Source organism: Pseudomonas sp. GCEP-101 (genome assembly GCF_025133575.1).
Taxonomy (GTDB): Bacteria; Pseudomonadota; Gammaproteobacteria; order Pseudomonadales; family Pseudomonadaceae; genus Pseudomonas; species Pseudomonas nitroreducens_B.
Window position 1 is genome coordinate 2,692,768 of sequence record NZ_CP104011.1, and the last position, 18,941, is coordinate 2,711,708.

15 protein-coding genes and 1 riboswitch are annotated in these 18,941 nt (G+C 68.9%); of the genes, 5 read left to right on the forward strand and 10 right to left on the reverse strand.

All coding sequences use genetic code 11. The annotated features are described in order from the left end of the window. Nucleotides 1–72: 72 nt before the first annotated feature. Nucleotides 73–1,278, reverse strand: coding sequence for an MFS transporter (locus N0B71_RS12350; RefSeq protein ID WP_259759156.1), 1,206 nt, complete (start codon nt 1,276–1,278; stop codon nt 73–75). Nucleotides 1,279–1,487: 209 nt separating this feature from the next. On the opposite strand from N0B71_RS12350, the gene N0B71_RS12355 reads away from it, so the two are divergent. Genes N0B71_RS12355 through N0B71_RS12370 form a run of 4 tightly spaced genes read left to right on the forward strand, consistent with a single transcriptional unit; the run spans nt 1,488 to nt 5,143 of the window. After that, a complete protein-coding gene (locus N0B71_RS12355) occupies nt 1,488–2,030 on the forward strand; it encodes a GNAT family N-acetyltransferase (protein WP_259759157.1) in 543 nt (180 codons plus the stop codon). Next, nucleotides 2,027–3,643: a nitroreductase family protein gene (locus N0B71_RS12360; protein ID WP_259759158.1), complete on the forward strand. Its 1,617-nt coding sequence runs from the start codon at nt 2,027–2,029 to the stop codon at nt 3,641–3,643. The genes N0B71_RS12355 and N0B71_RS12360 overlap by 4 nt, the downstream gene beginning before the upstream one ends. A 13-nt stretch (nt 3,644–3,656) precedes the next feature. Continuing rightward, on the forward strand, nt 3,657–4,526 hold the full coding sequence (gene tesB / locus N0B71_RS12365) for an acyl-CoA thioesterase II (RefSeq protein ID WP_259759159.1): 870 nt from the start codon (nt 3,657–3,659) through the stop codon (nt 4,524–4,526). An 8-nt stretch (nt 4,527–4,534) separates the two neighbouring features. Next, nucleotides 4,535–5,143, forward strand: coding sequence for an HAD family hydrolase (locus tag N0B71_RS12370; protein ID WP_259759542.1), 609 nt, complete (start codon nt 4,535–4,537; stop codon nt 5,141–5,143). Between the two features lie 285 nt (nt 5,144–5,428). Here N0B71_RS12370 and N0B71_RS12375 read toward each other — a convergent pair whose 3' ends face one another. Both N0B71_RS12375 and dxs read right to left on the reverse strand, forming a co-directional pair. Further along, entirely contained in the window at nt 5,429–7,285 is a 1,857-nt protein-coding gene (locus tag N0B71_RS12375; RefSeq protein WP_259759160.1) for a TonB-dependent receptor domain-containing protein, read from the reverse strand. Between the two features lie 105 nt (nt 7,286–7,390). Next, a riboswitch (cobalamin riboswitch) is annotated at nt 7,391–7,554 on the reverse strand. Nucleotides 7,555–7,608: 54 nt separating this feature from the next. Further along, nucleotides 7,609–9,519, reverse strand: coding sequence for a 1-deoxy-D-xylulose-5-phosphate synthase (dxs, locus tag N0B71_RS12380; protein ID WP_259759161.1), 1,911 nt, complete (start codon nt 9,517–9,519; stop codon nt 7,609–7,611). A gap of 247 nt (nt 9,520–9,766) precedes the next feature. Between dxs and N0B71_RS12385 the strand changes: the two genes are divergently transcribed. Further along, entirely contained in the window at nt 9,767–10,771 is a 1,005-nt protein-coding gene (locus N0B71_RS12385) for an Ldh family oxidoreductase (protein WP_259759162.1), read from the forward strand. A 181-nt stretch (nt 10,772–10,952) separates the two neighbouring features. Here N0B71_RS12385 and N0B71_RS12390 read toward each other — a convergent pair whose 3' ends face one another. The 7 genes from N0B71_RS12390 to lhpI all read right to left on the reverse strand — a co-directional run bounded on the left by N0B71_RS12390 (nt 10,953) and on the right by lhpI (nt 18,883). Next, nucleotides 10,953–12,533, reverse strand: coding sequence for an aldehyde dehydrogenase (NADP(+)) (locus N0B71_RS12390; RefSeq protein ID WP_259759163.1), 1,581 nt, complete (start codon nt 12,531–12,533; stop codon nt 10,953–10,955). Between the two features lie 384 nt (nt 12,534–12,917). Further along, a complete protein-coding gene (locus N0B71_RS12395) occupies nt 12,918–13,835 on the reverse strand; it encodes a dihydrodipicolinate synthase family protein (protein WP_259759164.1) in 918 nt (305 codons plus the stop codon). A gap of 95 nt (nt 13,836–13,930) precedes the next feature. After that, nucleotides 13,931–14,962: a trans-3-hydroxy-L-proline dehydratase gene (locus N0B71_RS12400; RefSeq protein ID WP_259759165.1), complete on the reverse strand. Its 1,032-nt coding sequence runs from the start codon at nt 14,960–14,962 to the stop codon at nt 13,931–13,933. A gap of 160 nt (nt 14,963–15,122) precedes the next feature. After that, complete coding sequence (locus N0B71_RS12405; RefSeq protein ID WP_259759166.1) at nt 15,123–15,845, reverse strand: amino acid ABC transporter ATP-binding protein; 723 nt, start codon at nt 15,843–15,845, stop codon at nt 15,123–15,125. Continuing rightward, complete coding sequence (locus N0B71_RS12410; RefSeq protein WP_259759167.1) at nt 15,838–16,488, reverse strand: amino acid ABC transporter permease; 651 nt, start codon at nt 16,486–16,488, stop codon at nt 15,838–15,840. The genes N0B71_RS12405 and N0B71_RS12410 overlap by 8 nt, the downstream gene beginning before the upstream one ends. 11 nt (nt 16,489–16,499) lie before the next feature. Next, nucleotides 16,500–17,165: an amino acid ABC transporter permease gene (locus N0B71_RS12415; RefSeq protein ID WP_259759168.1), complete on the reverse strand. Its 666-nt coding sequence runs from the start codon at nt 17,163–17,165 to the stop codon at nt 16,500–16,502. Beyond that, nucleotides 17,165–18,883 (reverse strand): cis-3-hydroxy-L-proline dehydratase, encoded by a 1,719-nt coding sequence (gene lhpI, locus N0B71_RS12420; protein WP_259759169.1) that lies wholly within the window; start codon nt 18,881–18,883, stop codon nt 17,165–17,167. Before lhpI ends, N0B71_RS12415 begins: the two co-directional genes overlap by 1 nt. Between the last annotated feature and the right edge of the window lie 58 nt (nt 18,884–18,941).

Genomic DNA, 18,941 nt, shown 5'->3' on the forward strand with positions numbered 1-18,941 from the left:
CAGGGTACGCCGAGGTCGTGCATGAACGAAAGGGCCGGCGGTGCGCCGGCCGTTCTCAGGGTAACCGCCGACTCAGCCTTCGTTGGACAGGGCGGCGTTGCGGCGCGCGCTGCGGCTGGTGGCCAGCGAGATGGACCACAGCACGAAGCCGCCGATGGCCAGCAGGCTGCCGACCCAGCCGGGCGAGGTCCAGCCATAGCCGGCCGCCAGGGCCAGGCCGCCGAGGTAGGGGCCCAGGGCGTTGGCGAAGTTGAATGCCGAGTGGTTGAGCGCCGCGGCCAGGCCCTGGGCGTCTTCGGCGACGTCCATCAGGCGGGTCTGCAGCACGGTGCCCAGAGCCCCGCCGAAGCCGATGAAGAACACGCAGAGGGAGATGGTCCAGATGTTCCCCGCGGTGAACGGGAAGATCGCCAGCACCACCGCGCTCCACACCAGCAGGCCGCCGGCGGTGGGCATCACGGCGCGGTCGGCGAGCACCGGGATGAACAGGTTGCCCAGGGTCATGCCGATGCCGAACACCGCCATCACCAGCGGCACGATGCTCGGCGAGACGTGGGTCACCGCGCCGAGGATGTCCGCGAGGTAGGTGTACACCGCGAACAGGCCGCCGAAGCCGATGGCGCCGATGCCCAGGGTCAGCCAGACCTGGCCGCGGGTGAGCGCACCCAGTTCGCGTAGCGGGCTGGAGTCCGGCTCGGCCGGCGAATGGGGTGCCAGCAGGCGCACGCAGACCATGGTCAGCACGCCCAGCGCGGCCACCAGGGCGAAGCTCCAGCGCCAGCCCACCGCCTGGCTCAGCCAGTTGGCCAGCGGCACGCCGATGATGGTGGCGACGGTGAGGCCGAGGAACATCCGCCCGACCGCCACGGTGCGCCGGTGCGGCGGCACGATGGACGCGGCGACCAGCGCGGCGATGCCGAAATACGCGCCGTGGGGCAGGCCGCTGATGAAGCGGAACAGCAGCATCCAGTGGTAGGTCGGCGCCAGGGCGCTGAGGCCGTTGCCCAGGGCGAACAGCGCCATCAGCAGCACCAGCAGGGTGCGCCTGGGCAGGCGTGCGCCGAGCACCGCCAGCAGCGGCGCACCGACCACCACGCCGAGGGCGTAGGCGCTGATCACATGGCCGGCGGTGGGGGCGTCGATGCCCAGCGCCGGGGCGAAGTAGGGCAGCAGGCTCATGGTGGCGAATTCGGTGGTGCCGATGGCAAAGCCGCCGACAGCCAAAGCGAAAAGCACCAGGGCCGTACTGCGGGGCAGTCCGGTGGTGGAGGTGGTCATGGAGGTTCCTTGGTCTTTTTTGAGTGCGCCCGGGCGGCGCGGCTGTCTGCGTGAGCACGGTCAAGGCAGTGACCGACAGCGAAGGTAGGCGAAAAATACCAGATGAAGGCGCTCCTGTGCTGAATCGATTGCGCCTCGTCTGACGGATTGCCTCCTACAGGCCCGTCGCCGGGTATCATGGTGACCTTTGAGGACCTACGAAGATTCCCATGGATTTTCCCAGCCTGACCACCGAGCGCCTGCTGCTGCGGCCGTGGCGCCATGACGACCTGGCGCCCTTCGCCGCGCTCAATGCCGATGCCCGGGTGATGGAGCACTTCCCCGCCTGCCTGAGCCGCGAGGACAGCGACCTGCTGGCCGCGCGCATCCTCCAGCATTTCGACGAGCACGGCTTCGGCCAGTGGGTGGTCGAGCGTCGCGAGGACGGCGCGTTCATCGGCGTGCTCGGGTTGGCCCGCGTGTCCTTCGATGCGCCGTTCACCCCGGCGGTGGAAATCGGCTGGCGCTTCAACGTCGCCTACTGGCGCCAGGGCTATGCGCTGGAGGCCGCCCGCGCGGCGCTGACCTTTGCCTTCGAGCAGTTGCAGCTGGAGGAGGTGGTGGCCTTCACCGTGCCGGCCAACCTGCCGTCCCAGGGGCTGATGCAGCGCCTGGGCATGCAGCGTGACGAGGCCGGCGACTTCGAGCATCCGCGCCTGCCGCAAGGTCATCCGCTGCGCCGCCACGTGCTCTACCGGATCCGCCGGCCATGACGCCGATCGAGGGCGTGCGCGCCTATCACGCGCTGAGCAGCCACCGCCCGGAGCGCTTCGCTCCCGGCCCCGGCCAGCTCGACTGGGCGACCCAGCCGGCTGCCTTTCGCCGTTATGCCGGGGCGCGCTGCATCGAGCTGCTGCACCGGCCGCAGGAGGAATCGCCGGGGTATGACGAGGTGTTCGCCGGCCCGCTCGGTGTGCCCGCGCCGCTGAACCTTGCCAGCGTCTCGCAGCTGCTCTACGACAGCCTGGCGCTGTCGGCCTGGAAAGACGCCGGCGGCAGTCGCTGGGCGCTGCGGGTCAACCCTTCCAGCGGCAACCTGCACCCCACCGAGGCCTACCTGCTGTTGCCCGCCGGGGCTGTGGATAACGCAGCGTTGCTGGCGCACTACAGCGCGGACGAGCACGTGCTGGAGGTGCGCGCCGAGCTGCCCGCGCCGTTGGCCGAACAGCTCCGCGACGCACTGCCCGCCGGCGGCTTCCTGCTGGCGCTGGCCAGCATTCCCTGGCGCGAGGCCTGGAAGTACGGCGAGCGTGCCTACCGTTATTGCAACCACGACGCGGGCCACGCGCTGGCCTGCCTCGGCATCGCCGCGGCGATCCAGGGTTGGGAGGTGCGCCTGCTGCGGGGTGTGGCCGAAGCGCGACTGGATACGCTGGTCGGTCTCGACCGGGAGGGCTTCAGCGAGCACGAGTTTGCCGACGCGCTGCTCTGGATCGGGCCGCCGCAGCCCAATGAATTCCCCTTGCCCGACGCGCTGCTCAAGGGCCTCGCCGAGCTGCCGCTGGCCGGCACGCCCAATCGCCTGTCGCGGGACTATCGCCACTGGCCGGAGCTGGAACGTGTCCACTCGCTGTGCCGCGCGCCCATGTTGCCGGCTCGTGACGGGTCGGCACCGAAAGCCGAGACGGCTGTGGATAACCCCGGCCTGCCGCTGCGCCCGATTCTCCATCGCCGGCGCAGCGCGCAATCCATGGACGGCCGCAGCGGCATTCATGCGGAGTTGCTCTACGCCTGGCTGCGCCGGCTGATGCCGCAGCACTCGCCGGTGCCCTTCGCCTGCACCGGCGAGCCGGCGCGCCTCGATCTGCTGCTGTTCGTCCACCGTGTCCAGGGCCTGGAGCCGGGGCTTTACTGGCTAGGCCGCAGCGGCCGCGAGGCGGGCGGGTTGCGCGAGGACTACCTGTGGCAGCACGTGGCGGACAGCGGCGTGCCGCTCTATCGCCTGCTGGCCGGCGATGCGCGCGGGCTCTCGGCGTTCCTCTCCTGCGGGCAGGACATCGCCAGCGATGGCTGCGTGGCCTTCGCCATGCTCGCCGATCTCGACGCCGCGCTCGGCGAGGGCGCCTGGACCTATCCGCGCCTGTACTGGGAAGCCGGGCAGGTCGGCCAACTGCTCTACCTGGAAGCCGAAGCGGCGGGTCTGTCGGGCACCGGCATCGGCTGCTATTTCGACCCGGCACTGGACGAATTGCTCGGCGGCGGTCCGGACTGCCCGGTCAGCCTCTATCATTTCACCATCGGCCGCGCCGTGTGGGACGAACGCCTCAGCAGCCTTCCCGCCTATCCGTCGCCACGCCGACTCCCACTTCAGCAAGACCGCAATTGAGGAAACAACGCGCATGACCCAGATCCTGGACAACCTGGTGGCTCTGCTGAGCCTGGAACAGATCGAAGAGAACCTGTTCCGCGGCATGAGCCAGGACCTCGGGTTCCGCCAGCTGTACGGCGGGCAGGTGCTCGGCCAGGCGCTGTCGGCGGCCAGCCAGACGGTGGACCCGGAGCGCCACGTGCACTCGATGCACGGCTACTTCCTGCGCCCGGGCGACGCCAGCAAGCCTGTCGTCTACCAGGTCGACCGCGTGCGCGATGGCGGCACCTTCAGCACCCGCCGCGTCACCGCGATCCAGAAGGGCCAGCCGATCTTCGCCCTGAGCACCTCCTTCCAGACCGACGAGGAAGGCTTCGAGCACCAGATCGCCATGCCCGACGTGGTCGGCCCGGAAAACCTGCCCACCGACCTCGAACTGAAGAAGGCCGGCGCGGAGAAATTCCCCGAGCGCATCCGCGACAAGCTGCTCTATCCCAAGCCCATCGAGATTCGCCCGGTCACCCAGAACGACCCCTACGAACCCACCGTCGGCGAGCCGATCAAGTACCTCTGGCTGCGCGCCGACGGCAAGCTGCCGGACATCCCGGCGCTGCACAAGTACATCCTCGCCTACGCCTCGGACTTCGGCTTCCTCACTACCTCGCTGCTGCCCCACGGCCGCTCGGTGTGGCAGAAGGACATGCAGGTCGCCACCATCGACCATTCCGTGTGGTTCCACCGCGACCTGCGCGCGGACGAGTGGCTGCTCTACGCCATCGACAGCCCGTGGGCCGGCAACGGCCGCGGCTTCGTGCGCGGCAGCATCTTCAACCGTGACGGCCAGCTGGTCGCTTCCTCGACCCAGGAAGGCCTGATCCGCCGCCGCGAGGACTGGGCATGACACCCGCCATGAGCCTGGGCGAGATCCGTCATTGGGTGTTCGACATGGACGGCACCCTGACCCTGGCGGTGCACGACTTCCCGGCGATCAAGCGGGCCCTGGGGATCCCCCAGGAGCACGACATCCTCAGCCACCTGGCCGCGCTGCCGGAAGACGAGGCGGCGGCCAAGCATGCCTGGCTGCTGGAGCACGAACGCGAGCTGGCGGTGGCCTCCACCGCCGCGCCGGGCGCCGTGGCGCTGGTGCGCGCGCTGCACGGCGCCGGCTACCGGCTGGGCATCCTCACCCGCAATGCCCATGAGCTGGCGTTGATCACGCTGGCGGCGATTGGCATCGATGATTGCTTCCGCACCGAGGACGTCCTCGGCCGTGGCGAGGCTGATCCCAAGCCCAGCCCGGACGGCCTGCTACGCCTGGCCGCGCGCTGGGACGTGGCGCCGCAGCGGATGCTGATGGTGGGCGATTACCGTTTCGACCTCGAGTGCGCCCGTGCCGCGGGGGCGCACAGCGCGCTGGTGAACCTGGCGGACCATCTGCAGGAGAACCCCTGGCCGGAGCTGACCGACTGGCACGCGCGCGATTGCGCGGAGCTGGGGCGGCTGGCGGGAGTGCTCTGAGGCCGCTGCCGTGCCGTGCGGGTTCGCGAGCAAGCTCGCTCCTACAGTCCGGCACTGGCCGCGCGATTCTTCGTAGGGACGAGCTTGCTCGCGAACGGCTCCGGACGCCGTGTAAGAGCGCCCCATGGGCGCGATCGCGGGCGTGGCCCGCTCCTACACGGGGTGGGCGTTGCGTAGGAGCGGACTTCGTCCGCGATCATCATCTGCTCACGGGACATCGCGGATAAATCCGCTCCTACGCGCGTGCCGGGTTTCGGCGTGCCCGTCGCAGGCCTGGCGTGGGCCTTACAGCTCCGGCGTCCAGGTCACCGCCAGCAGGGCGGTACGGCCGGGCTCGCGGTAGGGGCGGGCTTCGCTGGTACTGTAGTCGGCACTGGTCGGGCGCAGGTAGTCGCCCAGGGTGTAGTCGCGGTCCAGGGCGTTATCCAGCTTCAGGTCGAAGCGGATCTCGTTGCTGGCCAGCCAGCTGGTGCGCAGGTCGAGTACGCCGTAGCCGGACAGCTCGCGGGTATTGGCCGCATCGTCGTAGCGCTGGCTGACCGCGCGCCAGGTGCCGCCGACGCCGAAGGCGCCGAACTGGCGGTCCAGGTCCAGGCTCAGGGTGCGCCGCGCGCGGTAGGGCAGGGTGTGGCCGGTGTCGCGGTCGCGCGGATCGATCAGGCTCAGGCCGAGGGCGGCCTGCCAGCCCAGGACGTCGCGGGCGACGCTGGCCTCGAAGCCGTCGATGCGCGCCTTGTTGATGTTCTCCGGCTGGTTGCGGGTGCTGTCCCAGGCGATCAGGTCGTCGATCTCGGTGCGGTACAGCGAGGCCTCCAGGTGCGTGCCTTCGATGTTCCCGCGCCATTGCAGCTCGTAGGTCTTCGAGGTTTCGGCCTTGAGGTCCGGGTTGCTCGCGCCGGGGTAGTAGAGGTCGCTGAAGGTCGGCGCGCGGAAGCCTTCGCCGTAGCTGGCGATCCAGGTCTGGCTGTCGCCCACCGGCAGGCTGAAGGCGGCGTTCCAGCTGTTCTGGCTGCCATAGGCCTGGTTGTTGTCGTGGCGCAGGCCCAGTTCGGTGCCGAAGCTGTCGCCCTTGAAGCTGTGCTGGGCGAAGAAGGCGCGGTTGCTGCGCTGGTCGTCGGCGAAAGCGGTGCTGCCGTCGACCTTGTCCTCGTACCAGTCGGTGCCCAGGGCCAGCTGGTTGGCGTCGTCCAGTTGCAGGCGGTTGATCCAGCTCGCGGAGTGGCGAGTGGTTTCCAGCAGGCCGTTGTTCCAGCTGTCGGCGGCGCCCACGGCCTTGTTGCGGTCGAAGCTGCGGCCCAGCTCCAGGCGGCTGTTCCACATCGCCGTGAGCTGTCCGTCGAGGTAGGCGCTGTAGCTGCTGACGCGGAATTCGTCGCGGGGTGAGCCCGGTTCGACGTTGTAGGCGTCGTCGTATTCGTTCTTGCCGCGCTGGTCGTTGAGGTTCAGGCCGGCCTTCCAGTCTTCGCTGAAACGGTGGTCCAGGTTCAGGTGCACGGCCTTGTTGCGCTGGGCGTCGTCGTCGCTGTCGGCGCCGACGTTATCGCTGGTGCGGTCCCAGCCCTGGCTTTCGTCGAGGCTGCCACCGAGGTTGTAGCGGGTCTGCTCGTTGCCGCCGGAGAGGCTCAGGCTGCGCTCGAAGGTGCCGTGGCTGCCGGCGGCCAGGCGCACTTCCGGGTGCAGGCCGGCTTCGCCGCGGCGGGTGAAGATCTGGATGACCCCGCCGATGGCGTCGGCGCCGTACAGCGCGGAACGCGGGCCACGGGTCACTTCGACGCGCTCGATGCTGTCGATGCTCAGGTAGTCCAGGCGGGCGATGCCGCTGCTGGCCGAGGCGATGCGCTGGCCGTCCACCAGCACCAGGGTCTGCGCGGTGCTGGCGCCGCGCACGGAGTAGGAGACCACGCCGCCGGAGCTGCCCATCTGCACGCCGGGCACGCGGGCGAGCAGGGCGGGGACGCTGCGCACCTGCAGGCGTTCGATGTCGGCGCGGGTGAACACGCTGTTGGCCGAGGTGGCTTCGGCGCGCGGCTGGGCCTGGCGGGCGGAGGTGATCACCTGGTCGGAGAGCGTGTAGATGTCGCCAGCGGCGAAGGCCATGCCGGGCAGCAGGCTGGTGGCCAGGGCGAGTCGGGTCAGTTTCATGGAGCGTCCTCAAAAGCGGTCGGATGACTTTCGAGGAGGGCGTGGCAAGGGCGGCGGGCCGCACTTGACGGTGCGGCCCTCCGCAACACCTGTCGGGGCGTGTCGAGGGCGGTCTCCGGGCTGCCGACGTCACATCGCCGCCTTCCCGCAATCGTGCAGTGGCTCATGGCGATGCTGCGCTCCGCGAGGGGCGCGTCGGTTACCGTTGCGGGGGCAGCGCAGGTCTCTCACCTGCTTCCCGTTACCTCGAACGAAAACGGGCGCACCTTAGTCGGTGCGCCCGTCACTGGCAATACTCCGGAGGAGGGATGCGCCGATCGGTCTCAGCGCTTGCCCAGCGCCTCCAGCCGTGCCTTCACCGCCGCTTCGATGCCGGCGGCGTCCAGCCCGCACTCGGCGAGCATCTGCGCCGGCTTGGCGTGCTCGACGTAGTAGTCCGGCAGGCCCAGGTGCAGGATCGGCTGCTGGAGGTTCTCGCGGGCGAGGAATTCGCTGACGGCGGCGCCGGCGCCACCCATCACCGCGTTCTCCTCGACGGTCACCAGCAGCTCGTGGCTGGCGGCCAGCTGGCGCACCAGGTCCTCGTCCAGCGGCTTGACGAAGCGCATGTCGGCGACCGTCGCGTCGAACTGCTCGGCGACTTTCAGCGCGTCGGCCAGCTGCACGCCGAACACCAGGAAGGCGACCTTGCCGGCCTTGCCTTCGCGGCGCAGCACGCCCTTGCCGATCTCGACCGGTTCCAGCGCCGCCTCGATGGTGGCGTTGGGGCCGGTGCCGCGCGGGTAGCGCACCGCCGCCGGGCCTTCGAAGTGATGGCCGGTGGTGAGCAGCTTGCGCAGTTCGTTCTCGTCGCTGGGGGTCATCACCAGCATGCCGGGGATGCAGCGCAGGTAGGAGAGGTCGAAGCTGCCGGCGTGGGTCGGGCCGTCTTCGCCCACCAGGCCGGCGCGGTCGATGGCGAACAGCACGTCGAGGTTCTGCACCGCGACGTCATGGATCAGCTGGTCGTAGCCGCGCTGCAGGAAGGTGGAGTAGATCGCCACCACGGGCTTGGCGCCATCGCAGGCCATGCCGGCCGCCAGGGTCACGGCGTGCTGCTCGGCGATGGCGACATCGAAGTAGCGGTCCGGGAACTTGTCGGCGAAGGCGACCAGGTCGGAGCCTTCCTTCATCGCCGGGGTGATGCCGACCAGGCGCGGGTCTTGCGCGGCCATGTCGCACAGCCACTGGCCGAACACGCTGGAGTACTTCGGCCCGCCGGCCTTCTTCGGCACGGCGTGGGCCGGCGCGCCCTCGGGTTCGAGCTTGGTGATGGCGTGGTAGCCGATGGGGTCGATTTCCGCCGGGGCGAAGCCCTTGCCCTTCTTGGTCACCACGTGGAGGAACTGCGGGCCCTTGAGGTCGCGCATGTTGCGCAGGGTGGCGATGAGGGTCGGCAGGTCGTGACCGTCGATGGGGCCGATGTAGTTCCAGCCCAGCTCCTCGAAGAGCGTGCCGGGGACCAGCATGCCCTTGGCGTATTCCTCGGTGCGGCGGGCGATCTCCCAGGCGCCGGGCAGGCGCGAGAGCACCTTCTTGCTGCCTTCGCGCATGCTGCTGTAGGTGCGGCTGGAGAGGATCTTGGCCAGGTAGTTGGACAGGCCGCCGACGTTGTTGGAGATCGACATGTCGTTGTCGTTGAGGATCACCAGCATGTCGGCCTTGACCTCCGACGCGTGGTTGAGCGCCTCGAAGGCCATGCCGGCGGTCAGTGCGCCGTCGCCGATCACCGCCACCGACTTGCGGCTGGAGCCCTGCATGCGGGCGGCGATGGCCATCCCCAGGGCGGCGCTGATGGAGGTGCTGGAGTGACCGACGCCAAAGGTGTCGTACTCGCTTTCGGAGCGGCGCGGGAAGGCGGCCAGGCCGTCCTTCTGGCGCAGGCTGGCCATGCGCTCGCGGCGGCCGGTGAGGATCTTGTGCGGGTAGGCCTGGTGGCCCACGTCCCACACCAGACGGTCGTCCGGGGTATCGAAGACGTAGTGCAGGGCGACCGTCAGTTCGATCACGCCCAGGCCTGCACCGAAGTGGCCGCCGGTCTGGCCGACGCTGTACAGCAGGTACTGGCGCAGTTCGTCAGCGAGGGTCAGCAGCTCCGCTTCGCCCAGGCGACGCAGCTCGACCGGCGTGCTGGCGCGGTCGAGCAGGGGCGTGGCAGGGCGCTCGCGGGGAATCTCGTGAAACGTCGTGGGCATCAGGCTGATCGTTATGAGAAGGCAAAGATGCGGAAGTTTACCTGATGCGCTGGAATGGCCCAAGCAACGTAGGGCCAATCCTTCGGACGACCGGATAGTCGGGAAATGGCCCACGGGCTGTGCCGAAATCGTCGTCGGCACTGGCGATTGCGCGCAAGCGGTCGCCGGCGCGAGACGCCATGGTAGACGGCACTACCGACCGGCGGCGGTTTGCCGCAGGCATTCGCAGCGACCTGAGGAGAATGGCGTGGCCCGACTGAGCCTGGATGAACTGCGCGAACTGTCGGTGGCGATCCTGCGCCACCACGGCTTCAGCGAACCCCACGTGCAGGCGGTGACCGACACCGTGCTGGCCGGCGAGCGCGATGGCTGTACGTCCCACGGCGTGTGGCGGCTGCTGGGCTGCATCCACACGGTGCGCGCCGGCAAGGTGGTTCGCGACGCCGTGCCGGAATTGTCAGAGCCGGCGCCGGCCATCGTGCGGGTGGATGCCCGGGGCGGCTTTTCCCAGTGCGCCTTCGACCTGGGCCTGCCGGCACTGGTGGCGAAGGCACGCAGCCAGGGCCTGGCGGCACTGGCGATCAACCATTGCGTGCATTTTTCGGCGCTGTGGGTGGAGATCGAGCGGATCACCGCCCAGGGCCTGGTGGCGCTGGCGGTCACCCCGGCCCAGGCCTACGTGGCGCCGGCCGGCGGCATCCGGCCCTTGTTCGGCACCAACCCCATCGCCTTCGGCTGGCCGCGTGAGGGCAAGGATCCTTATGTGTTCGACTTCGCCACCACGGTGGTGGCGCGCGGGGAAATCCAGCTGCACGAGCGCGAGGGCAAGGCGATTCCGCTGGGCTGGGGCATCGACGCCCAGGGCAACCCCAGCACCGACCCGAGCGCCGTACTCGACGGCGCCATGCTGACCTTCGGCGGGCACAAGGGCTCGGCGCTGGCGACCATGGTGGAGTTGATCGCCGGCCCCCTGATCGGCGACCTGACCAGTGCCGAGTCGTCGGTGTTCGACGAGGGGACCAAGTCCTCGCCCTACCACGGGGAGATGCTGCTCGCGCTCGACCCGGCTCGCTTCCTGGGGGCGGACGCGGCGCAGCACCTGGCGCGCGCCGAGACGCTGTTCGAATCCATTGTCGACATGGGCGCGCGCCTGCCCTCCCAGCGGCGCTTCGCGGCCCGCCGGCGCAGCCTCGCCGAAGGCGTGGAGATCAGCGATTCGTTGCATGCCGACCTGCGCAGGCTGCTGGAATAGCGCGACGCCCTTGTAGGAGCGAGCTTGCTCGCGAACAGCTTGGCTCCGCTACTTGGGCGGTTCGCGAGCAAGCTCGCTCCTACGAAGAGCAAACGCGGCGCATAAAAAAGCCCCGGCACGAAGCCGGGGCGGAGCAGCGGCGTGGGGCTGGCCGACAGTGCAGCCCCGCGCCGACGAACCCTCAGCGGGTCAGCGCGTTGCGCGTCGTCTCGCCATCCACCAGACGCGCGATACCCAGCGGGTTGGCGTCCTTCAGCGCCTCGGGCAGCAGGGCGTCGGGGTAGTTCTGGTAGCACACCGGGCGCAGGAAGCGGTCGATGGCCAGGCTGCCCACCGAGGTGCCGCGCGCATCCGAGGTGGCCGGATAGGGGCCGCCGTGGACCATGGCATCGCAGACTTCCACGCCGGTCGGGTAGCCGTTGGCCAGCAGGCGCCCGGCCTTGCGCTCCAGCACCGGCACCAGCGCGGCGAAGCGCGACAGGTCGTCGGGCTCGGCGATCAGTGTGGCGGTGAGCTGGCCGTGCAGGCCGTCCAGGGCGCGCCGCAGCTCGGCGTCGTCGGCCACTTCGACGACGATAGTGGTCGGCCCGAAGACTTCTTCCTGCAGCAGCTCCTCGCCCTCCAGCAGCAGGCGGGCGTTGGCCTGGAACAGCTGCGGCAGCGCCTGGCTACCTTCCTGCGCCTGGCCGGCAAGGTGGCGTACGGCGGGATGCGCGAGCAGGCGTGCGACGCCTTTTTCGTAGCTCCTCAGGGTGCCGGCGTTGAGCATGGTCTGCGCCGGGCGCTGGCCGATCTCGGCGATCAGGTTGGCGACGAACAGGCTGAACGCCGGCGAAGCGATGCCGATCACCAGGCCGGGGTTGGTACAGAACTGGCCGCAGCCCAGGACCACGGAGTCCACCAGCTCGCGGGCGATCGTCTCGCCGCGGGCGTGCAGGGCGGCGGGCAGTACCAGTACCGGGTTGATGCTGCTCATCTCGGCGAATACCGGGATCGGCTGCGGGCGTGCGGCGGCGATATCGCACAGCGCACGGCCGCCCTTGAGCGAGCCGGTGAAGCCGACCGCCTGGATCGCCGGGTGCTTGACCAGCGGCTCGCCGACGCCGGCGCCGTAGATCATGTTGAACACCCCGGCCGGCATGCCGGTGGACTCGGCCGCGCGAATGATCGCCTCGCCGACGAGTTCGGCGGTGGCCATGTGGCCGCTGTGGGCCTTGACCACCACCGGGCAGCCGGCGGCCAGCGCGGCGGCGGTGTCGCCGCCGGCGGTGGAGAAGGCCAGCGGGAAGTTGCTGGCGCCGAACACGGCCACCGGGCCGACGCCGGTGCGGTACTGGCGCAGGTCCGGGCGGGGCAATGGTTGGCGCTCGGGCAGCGCGCGGTCGATGCGCGCGCCGAGGAAGTCGCCCCGGCGCAGGACTCTGGCGAACAGGCGCATCTGGTTGGCAGTGCGACCGCGCTCGCCCTGGATGCGCGCGGCGGGCAGGGCGGTCTCGCGGCAGACGGTGGCGATGAAGTCGTCACCGAGGCGTTCGAGTTCGCCGGCGATGGCGTCGAGGAACTGCGCGCGGCGCTCCGGCGACAGCGCGTTGTAGGCCGGGAAGGCGGCTTCGGCGGCGCGCGCGGCGGCGTCCACTTCGGCGTCGGTGGCCTGGAGGAATTCACGGGGCAGGGCGTCGCCGGTGCTGGCGTCGAGGCTCTGCAGGCGGACGGTGCCGGAGCCGACGCGCTGGCCGGCGATGAAGTTCTGGGCGATGGTCATGGGCGGGTTCTCTGGTGCTGGATGTCGGTGCGGCGAAGAGCCCCTCTCCCCAGCCCTCTCCCTGAAGGGAGAGGGAGTGTCCGAGTGGCGCGGGCTGCCGTGCTCTCCTGATGCCTGGGTGGCAGGCTGAGCACGTTGTTTCCCGTGACGCCGAACCAGTCCTCTCTTTTTGAAGGGAAAAGACGTGTTCGAGTGGCTCGGACGGCTGTGCTCTCCTTCATCGGTGGCATCAGGTGGAGTACGCGTTGCCTCTTCACGCCGAACCCGTCCCCTCTCCCTTCGGAGCGGGGCGCGTAGCCGGGGTTAGGGAGAGGGCGACGAGCGCGTAGGCGAGTCATGAAGCTTCGCCTCGCACGGACGTTCGCTCCTCTCACGGGCGGCGACTCAAAGCCCCACCTCCGGCAGCTTCGGCCGATTGGCCAGGGCCTTGGCCATGATCGTCTCCACGTGCTCTCGATCAGCCCCCTGCAGCGCCAGGCGCGGCGGGCGGGTGAGGGCGGTGCCGCGGCCGGCGATCTCTTCGCAGAGCTTGATGCACTGCACCAGGTCCGGGCGGGCGTCGAGGTGGAGGATCGGCATCAGCCATTCGTAGATCGGCATGGCTTCGGCGAAGCGGCCGGCCTTGCACAGGCGGAAGATGGTCTCGCCTTCCTGCGGGAAGACGTTGGACATGCCGGAAATCCAGCCTTCGGCGCCCACCGCGATGCTTTCCAGGACCACGTCGTCGAGGCCGGCGAAGAGGATGAAGCGGTCGCCCACTTCGTTGCGTACGTCGATGAAGCGGCGGGTGTCGCCGGAGCTGTCCTTGAAGCAGACGATGTTCTCGCAGTCGGCCAGGGAGATGAGGATGTCCGGGGTGACGTCGTTCTTGTAGATCGGCGGGTTGTTGTAGACCATCACCGGCAGGTCGGTGCTGGTGGCCACGCTGCGGAAGTGCGCGGCGGTTTCGTGGGGCTTGGAGGAGTAGACCAGCGCGGGCATCACCATGATGCCGTCGACGCCGACCTTCTGCACCGCCTTGGCCACCTGGGAGGCGCCGTGGCTGGTGAACTCGGCAATGCCGCAGATCACCGGCACGCGGCCGCCGGAAGCGTCCTTGGCGACTTCGGTGACGGCCATCTTCTCCTCGATGGACAGCGAGGTGTTCTCGCCGACGCTGCCGCACACCACCAGGCCCGAGACGCCGTCGCGCACCAGGTTGGAAATCACCTGGTGGGTCGCTTCCAGGTTGACCGAGAAATCGTCGTTGAACTGGGTGGTCACCGCGGGGAAAACGCCACTCCAATTGACCTTCTTGCTCATGGTTGTCTCCATTGTCGTATTTCGTATACGAAGCTTCGTAAGGAAGTTTCGTCGTCGGGGGCCGCTACGCGGCGAATCAGGGTTGCAGGGGGAAGTCAGTAACCGTTCGGCCAGGTATCCGAGAGCCGGTAGCCTTCGGGCCACGGATCGCTCGGGTCGAGCAGGTGCTGGTGGGTGCCGGTGATCCAGGCCCGACCGGAGATGCACGGGTGGATCGCCGCCTTGTCGCCGACGTGGGTGAGCCCGTCGATGCGGCAGTGGAACTGGGAATTGATGATCGAGTGGCCGACGAAGCGTTCGCCGTCCTTCAGCTGGCCCTTGGTGTGCAGGACTGCCATGCGCGCCGAACAGCCGGTGCCGCAGGGCGAACGGTCGATCTTGCCGGGGCGGATGACCACCGCGTTGCGGCCGTGCAGCACGCCGTCGATGCGCTCCACCGGCGCGGTCAGCTGGCAGAAGGAGATGTGTGCCCAGTCGTGGTTTTCCGGGTGGCGGAAGCCCAGCTGCTGGTTCGCCGCCTGGGTGATCTTAAGTCCCGTGGCGACCAGGTCGGCAGCCTCCGAGGCGTGCAGGGTGAAGCCCAGCGCGTGGGCGTCAGCGAGCACGAAGCTGTCGCCGCCATAGGCGGTATCCACCTGCAACGAACCCAGGCCCTCCACCTCGATCCAGGCGTCGAGCTTGTCGGCGAAGGAGGGCAGGTTGCGCACTTCCACGCGCTGCACCTTGCCGTCCTTGCAGTCGGCCACGACTTCGATCAGCCCGCCCGGCGCTTCCAGGGTCAGGCGGGTCTGCGGTTCCTGCATCGGCAGGATGCCGCTGTCCAGCAGCACGGTGCTGACGCACAGCGAGTTGGAGCCGGACATGGGCGGCACGTCGGCCGGCTCCATGATGATCCACGCCATCTGCGCGCGCGGGTCCTTGGGCGGCACCAGCAGGTTCACGTGGCGGAACACGCCGCCGCGCGGTTCGTTGAGGACGAAGTTGCGCAGCACGTTGTCGCTGGCGATGAAGCGCGACTGCGCCCACACGGTGTCGCCCGGCGGCGGGGCGACGCCGCCGACGATGACGTCGCCGACCTCGCCCTCGGCGTGGCAGCTGACGACGTGGATGATCTTGCTTGAACGCATTGCTGTCTCCTCGATCTGTGCCGCCTGCCTTCCCTCACCCCAGCCCTCTCCCAGAGGGAGAGGGGGCAGGTCGTGCCGGCTGACGCTGTGGTTTCATCCTGCACCGCTCCATCCCCTCTCCCGCGTGCGGGAGAGGGTTAGGGAGAGGGGCTCTTGTCTGTCAGTTCACCGAGCGAAGGAACTCCGCCGTCTCCGCCCGCTGCGGGTTGCCGATCACCTGCTCCGGCGTGCCGATCTCGTGCACCAACCCTTCGCGGAAGAACGCCACGCGGTCGGACACGTCGCGGGCGAAGCGGATCTCGTGGGTCACCAGGACCATGGTCATGCCCTCTTCGGCGAGCAGGCGCATGGTGTCGAGCACCTCGCCCACCAGCTGCGGGTCGAGCGCCGAGGTGGCTTCGTCGAACAGCATGTAGTCCGGCGACATGGCCAGCGCGCGGGCGATCGCCATGCGCTGCTGCTGCCCGCCGGAGAGCTTCTGCGGGAACACCTTGAGCTTGTCGCCCAGGCCGACGTGCCTGAGCTGCTTCACCGCCATCGCCTCGGCCTCTTCCTTGGACAGGCCGAGGACCTTGCGCGGGGCGAGCATGACGTTCTCCAGCACGGTGAGGTGCGGGAAGGCGTTCCACTGCTGGAAGACGATGCCGATCTTCTGCCGCAGCTTGTTCAGGTCGGTGGTCCTGGCGTGGACCTCGATGCCGTCGACGCGGATCTTGCCGCGCTGGATCGGCTCCAGGCCGTTGATGCACATCAGCAGGGTGGACTTGCCCGACCCCGAGCCGCCGATGATCGAGACCACTTCGCCCTTCTTCACGGTCAGGCTCACGCCCTTGACCACTTCCAGGTCGCCATAGGCTTTGTGCACGTTGTCGATTTCAATCATTTTCCTGCCACCTTTGTTCCAGCCGGGCGCCGAGACGCGCCACGACCCAACTCATGAGGTAATAGATGACCCCGGCGATGCACAGCACCAGCAGGGGTTCCTGGATGCGCGTCACGATGGTCTGCGAGGCGCGGAGCAGTTCGACGATGCCGATCCACATGACCAGCGCGGTGTCCTTCATCACCCCCAGCACCAGGTTCAGCCAGCCGGGGAAGGCCACCCGCGCCGCCAGCGGCAGCACGATGTAACGCAGGTCCTGCCAGTAGGTCAGGCCCAGCGAGCGGCTGGCGCGGCGGATGTTCGGGCCGACGGCGAGGATGCCGCTGCGGATGATCTCGGTGCAGAACGCCGCCGCGTACACGCCCAGCACCAGGCAGCCGACGGTGAAGGCGCTCCAGTTCAGGCCGACGATGCTTTTCAGCGAGTTGAACAGCACGAACTGGATCAGCAGCGGCACGCTTCTGAAGATGTCGAGGAACCAGCCGACCGGCATGGTCGCCCGGGGCAGGGCGGCGCGAAGCCAGCCCAGCACGATGCCGGCGAGGGTGCCGATGAGCATGGCGCCGAGGGTCAGCTTGACGGTGACCCAGGCCCCTTGCAGGAGGAACAGCAGGTCGTTTGCGGTGAAGCTCGTGGTAAACATGCGCGCTTCTCCTAGTAGCGGAACAGCCGCCAGCTCAACAGGCGGGCGACCGCCACGATGACCTTGGCGATGAGGTAATAGAGCACCGCGGCCAGGGCGAAGTACTCGAAGGTGCGGAAGGTGCGCACGTTGAAGTCCTGGGTGACGCCGGTGAGGTCGTTGTTCAGGCCCACCACCACGCCCAGCGAGGTCATCAGCACCGCCCAGACCATCTGGTTCGTCAGCGGGTAATAGACGATGCGCAACAGCTGCGGAACGATGATCATCCGGTACGCCTGGAAGGCGCTCATGCCCAGCGAGCGCGCGGCGCGCATCTGGGTATCCGGCACGGCCTTTAGGCCGCCGCGGAAGTTCTCCGCGAGGTAGCCGGCGTTGTTGAAGGTGATCCCCGCCAGCAGCGCCACCCAGGAGCTGACGTGCAGGCCGAAGGAGCCCAGGCCGAAGTACAGGATGTAGATCTGGAACAGCGACGGGGTGTTGCGGGCGATGGATACCCAGGTATCGGCGAAGCCCTTCAGCAATGGGTTCTTCATCTGCCGCATGACGGTCAGCAGCAGTGCGATGAGCACGCCCAGGACCATCGACAGCGCCGCCGTCTCCAGGGTCACCCAGGCGCCGCCGAGCATGTCCGGCAGGGCCTTGAACGCGGAGCGCCAGTGGAAGCTGTAGTTGAACATCAGCGCACCCCCTCGCTCAGCCAGCGCGGCACGCCGCCATCGGCGCGCGTGCTGCAGGCCGCCTCGACGCACGCGGCGAGGCTGCCGAAATGCACCGCGCGGCCCGCCAGGCCCGGACCGTAATGGGCGTACTTCGCCGAGTTGGTCATCAGCGTGGTGCAGGCGGGCGGGATCACCGGCTCGCCGATCATGCACCAGCAGGTGTCGTTGAGCAGTTGCGCGCCGAAGTCTTCCAGCACCTGCACATCACCGGCGGCGCGGGCCTCTTCCTGCACGGCTCGGCCCAGGGTGATGACCAGCGCGACGTCCGGATGCTTGCGGCGCCCGGCGACGAGTTTCGCCAGCTCCGCGCACTCGGTCGCGGAGAAATGCGGATTGCCCAGGGACACCAGCTGCACGGTCGGCTCGCTGGCGTGGTCCAGCTCGCGCCAGGAGGCGATGAGGTCCGCCGGAGTGACGCGCAGGTGTTGCAGCGGCGCGTTGTTGCCCAGGGCAGTGGCTGCGTCCAGCGCTTCCGGGGTGACGCCGGCGATGTGGAACATCGGCGCGGCGGACGTGGTGGCGAAGGCCGCGCCGAAGGCTTTCAGCGCGTCGCTGTCCGGCGCCAGTGGCTGCAGGCCGTCGACCACCGGGATGCGCGAGCCGCACAGTGCGCCGATGTGGTAGCCGAGCAGCGGGAAGAGCGAATCGTCGTGTTCGGCCGGCAACTCGACATCGATGCGCAGCGTGGCCAGCCGGCCTTCGTCGCGGTGGCAGCCGACGTTCGGGGCGCGGCCGGTGAGGGCGATGCAGATATCGAGGTAATCCGGGTATTTCAGCGTGCGCGCGCCGAGCACGCTGTTGGCGTACACCACGGCGTTGGACTCGGCCCAGACCACCTGTTCGCCCAGGCCCGGCTTGCTGTGCAGCAGGTAGGGCGCGCAGGTGTAGCTCAGCTGCGCGCCCATCGCCATGTAGGCATCGCCCAGCGCGGCGGCGGGTTCGCCGAACGCCGTGTCGACGCCCAGCTCGCGCCAGCGGCGGTGGTCCACGGAAATGGAGTTGAGGGTCGTCGGCACCTTCACCTGGCCGCCCCAGTCCGCCAGCTGGCGGGCGAAGCGCAGGCTCGCGGGGCCGGTGTAGATGCAGCCGTCGATGTGCGCCTGGGCGACATCGAGCAGGTCTTTCGCGCCTTGCAGCGCGGCCATGCGCAGGACGATCTGCATCGCAGCCTGGGCGGCCTTGCCATGCGTGCCGTCGAGCAGCGAGTGGTCGCCGGCAGTCAGTGCCAGGCCTTCCGGCAACGGGCCGGCATCGGCGGCCATCACACCCCGCCAGCCATCGGCAGGGCGCTCGGCGCTGAGTGTGACCTGACCGTCTTCGATGCGGGCCCAGCCGCCCGCGGCCACCTGCTCGAAGCCCTCGCGACCCAGGCACAGCACCGGGATGGCGCGGCCGAACAGCACCTGCGCCACCAGCACGCCGAGGGTGAGGATTTCGTCCGGCTCGGCCAGCAGCAGGGCTGCCGGCGCGTGGCCGTTGAGCAGGAGTTCCAGCATCACGCTGCTGCCGGTACAGGAGCCGCGTCCGCTGGGAATCGCCAGAACCCGGCCGGGCAGGAAGCTGCCCGACAACGGGTGGTGACGGTCGATGATTTCGCCGCTGGAGGGCTCGACGCCTCCCCAGAAGCTCAGCCCGGTGGCGGCGGGCAGCAGCGCCCCTTCGGCGCTACCCCCCATCAGGACCCGCCCTGTGAGGCGTGAGTCCCGCACTCGTGAAGCCTGCATCGAAGACATG

Excerpts from the sequence above, each read along its gene's own strand:
- N0B71_RS12350 (WP_259759156.1), bottom strand. The coding sequence starts at position 1,278 with ATGACCACCTCCACCACCGGACTGCCCCGCAGTACGGCCCTGGTGCTT.
- N0B71_RS12355 (WP_259759157.1), top strand. The coding sequence starts at position 1,488 with ATGGATTTTCCCAGCCTGACCACCGAGCGCCTGCTGCTGCGGCCGTGG.
- N0B71_RS12360 (WP_259759158.1), top strand. The coding sequence starts at position 2,027 with ATGACGCCGATCGAGGGCGTGCGCGCCTATCACGCGCTGAGCAGCCAC.
- tesB (WP_259759159.1), top strand. The coding sequence starts at position 3,657 with ATGACCCAGATCCTGGACAACCTGGTGGCTCTGCTGAGCCTGGAACAG.
- N0B71_RS12370 (WP_259759542.1), top strand. The coding sequence starts at position 4,535 with ATGAGCCTGGGCGAGATCCGTCATTGGGTGTTCGACATGGACGGCACC.
- N0B71_RS12375 (WP_259759160.1), bottom strand. The coding sequence starts at position 7,285 with ATGAAACTGACCCGACTCGCCCTGGCCACCAGCCTGCTGCCCGGCATG.
- dxs (WP_259759161.1), bottom strand. The coding sequence starts at position 9,519 with ATGCCCACGACGTTTCACGAGATTCCCCGCGAGCGCCCTGCCACGCCC.
- N0B71_RS12390 (WP_259759163.1), bottom strand. The coding sequence starts at position 12,533 with ATGACCATCGCCCAGAACTTCATCGCCGGCCAGCGCGTCGGCTCCGGC.
- N0B71_RS12395 (WP_259759164.1), bottom strand. The coding sequence starts at position 13,835 with ATGAGCAAGAAGGTCAATTGGAGTGGCGTTTTCCCCGCGGTGACCACC.
- N0B71_RS12400 (WP_259759165.1), bottom strand. The coding sequence starts at position 14,962 with ATGCGTTCAAGCAAGATCATCCACGTCGTCAGCTGCCACGCCGAGGGC.
- N0B71_RS12405 (WP_259759166.1), bottom strand. The coding sequence starts at position 15,845 with ATGATTGAAATCGACAACGTGCACAAAGCCTATGGCGACCTGGAAGTG.
- N0B71_RS12410 (WP_259759167.1), bottom strand. The coding sequence starts at position 16,488 with ATGTTTACCACGAGCTTCACCGCAAACGACCTGCTGTTCCTCCTGCAA.
- N0B71_RS12415 (WP_259759168.1), bottom strand. The coding sequence starts at position 17,165 with ATGTTCAACTACAGCTTCCACTGGCGCTCCGCGTTCAAGGCCCTGCCG.
- lhpI (WP_259759169.1), bottom strand. The coding sequence starts at position 18,883 with ATGGGGGGTAGCGCCGAAGGGGCGCTGCTGCCCGCCGCCACCGGGCTG.